The sequence below is a fragment of the Pontibacter lucknowensis genome (assembly GCF_900156415.1).
Classification (GTDB): Bacteria; Bacteroidota; Bacteroidia; order Cytophagales; family Hymenobacteraceae; genus Pontibacter; species Pontibacter lucknowensis.
Genome location: NZ_FTNM01000014.1, coordinates 1 through 1,591, shown reverse-complemented (window position 1 = coordinate 1,591; position 1,591 = coordinate 1). Strand labels below are relative to the sequence as shown.

Here is a 1,591-nt window from a genome sequence, read left to right as displayed (position 1 = left end):
TAAAGCCGCCATTTAGAAGGAGAAAATAACCCAACGAGCAGCTTGTTTTTCCCTCAATAAAAATAGAAATTCCACACAGTAACTACAAAAAAAGGAAAAACAAGCACGGATAACTACCCGAAGAAGACATCAATCCCTACAAAACCAACAGGACGTCTCCTTCCAATGATTGTTAGCTGTTATAAGAAGTATAAGCAAGATTTAATTAACATACTTACTCATTGGGTAACACAACAAGAGTATAACATTTCAAACATGCTTAAGAAGAAGCTAAATTACTGTTGCCTGTTAGCGCTAGTGATATTGGTAAATATCGGATGTGACAGCAATAAACAGAGGACTGTTATAGACTATTATGATGATGGTACCATTGAATCGGAAATACAGGTTATTGGTAACAAAGAGAATGGCATCTCAAAGCATTATTATCCTAGTGGAAAGCTGCACCTAGAGTTGTCTGTCACTGATGATAAACTAGAGGGTGAAGGGCGTGAATACTTTGAGGACGGCAGTTTGAAGTCTGTGAGAAATTACAAGAACGACGAACTGCACGGTTGGGTGATGGATTATGATCAAGGGGAGGTCCTAAGAAACAGGACTCAGTACAGCAAAGGGAGAGTAGTATTCAATGTGTCCTTTTACCCTAGTGGGGATACGTCAGCTATACATGAGAATGGAAGGACGTTCCTGTTTTATGAAACAGGGAGGGTGAAGCAGGTCCTTTGCACCAATGATATAGAGATATTTGGCTTGGTGAAATTTAGCGCAGATGGTAATACCCTGAAGCGGGAGGGCCCTCTTAATTGCCTTACCAAAGAAGATTCTTTGTTGTTGGAGAGGCAATACCCAAGCTGGCACGATAAGCATGCGAAATGATTCGTTTAGTATTCTCTACCTCTTTCAAGAAGACTGTGATACAGGTGTTCCAATTCGGAGCAGAAAGATAAAATAACATCAGCTAACATGGTACATACAGAACCTTCGCTATCGCTGCAGCTCTTTATGTACAAGCCCGTTAGCATTAAGTTAAAACATGAAAAGGTTATCCCTAATAATTATCCTGACCATAGCGATAGTTACTAATTCCTATGCCTGTAGGTGTGACTTATATTCTTCTCTTGATACTTTTATGAAAGAAAGATTTCAGGCATCCGACTTCGTTATTTCTGCAAAGGTAGAATCCGTAAGAGACAGCCTCACGAAAGGAGACTATGTAATGTCATCTGATCCAATGTATTGGCGTGAAGGAGGCTATAATCCAATTTTAAAAGTAACCAATGTATACAAAGGAGAACTTAAAACCGACATTATAGAAATAACTCCTCGATGGTCTAATTGCAGTCAGTACTTTAAAACAGGTGACACTTATATCATTTTTGGATATGTAAATAACAAAGGTGAGTTTGCTACAGACGTATGTTCTGGAAATTTCAGTATAACGAATAAAGAAAGGCTGAAAATCTTCAGGAAAATTAGAAAGAAATAAAACATTCTGCTAATCGAGTAGACGGCCCCGCCAGTATTAATTGACGGGGTGCGCCTCTCACACCACTGTACAAGCGGGTCTCGCATACAGCGGTTCGTTAAGTTG

The 1,591-nt window shown here is 39.4% G+C and carries 2 protein-coding genes; both read left to right on the top strand.

Features of this window, described 5'->3' with window-relative positions:
- Nucleotides 1-255 precede the first annotated feature (255 nt).
- Nucleotides 256-876 (top strand): toxin-antitoxin system YwqK family antitoxin, encoded by a 621-nt coding sequence (locus BW972_RS19485; protein ID WP_159439875.1) that lies wholly within the window; start codon nucleotides 256-258, stop codon nucleotides 874-876.
- A 157-nt stretch (nucleotides 877-1,033) separates the two neighbouring features.
- A complete protein-coding gene (locus BW972_RS19480) occupies nucleotides 1,034-1,486 on the top strand; it encodes a hypothetical protein (RefSeq protein ID WP_076423348.1) in 453 nt (150 codons plus the stop codon).
- Nucleotides 1,487-1,591: the final 105 nt, after the last annotated feature.

Excerpts from the sequence above, each read along its gene's own strand:
- BW972_RS19480 (WP_076423348.1), top strand. The coding sequence starts at position 1,034 with ATGAAAAGGTTATCCCTAATAATTATCCTGACCATAGCGATAGTTACT.
- BW972_RS19485 (WP_159439875.1), top strand. The coding sequence starts at position 256 with ATGCTTAAGAAGAAGCTAAATTACTGTTGCCTGTTAGCGCTAGTGATA.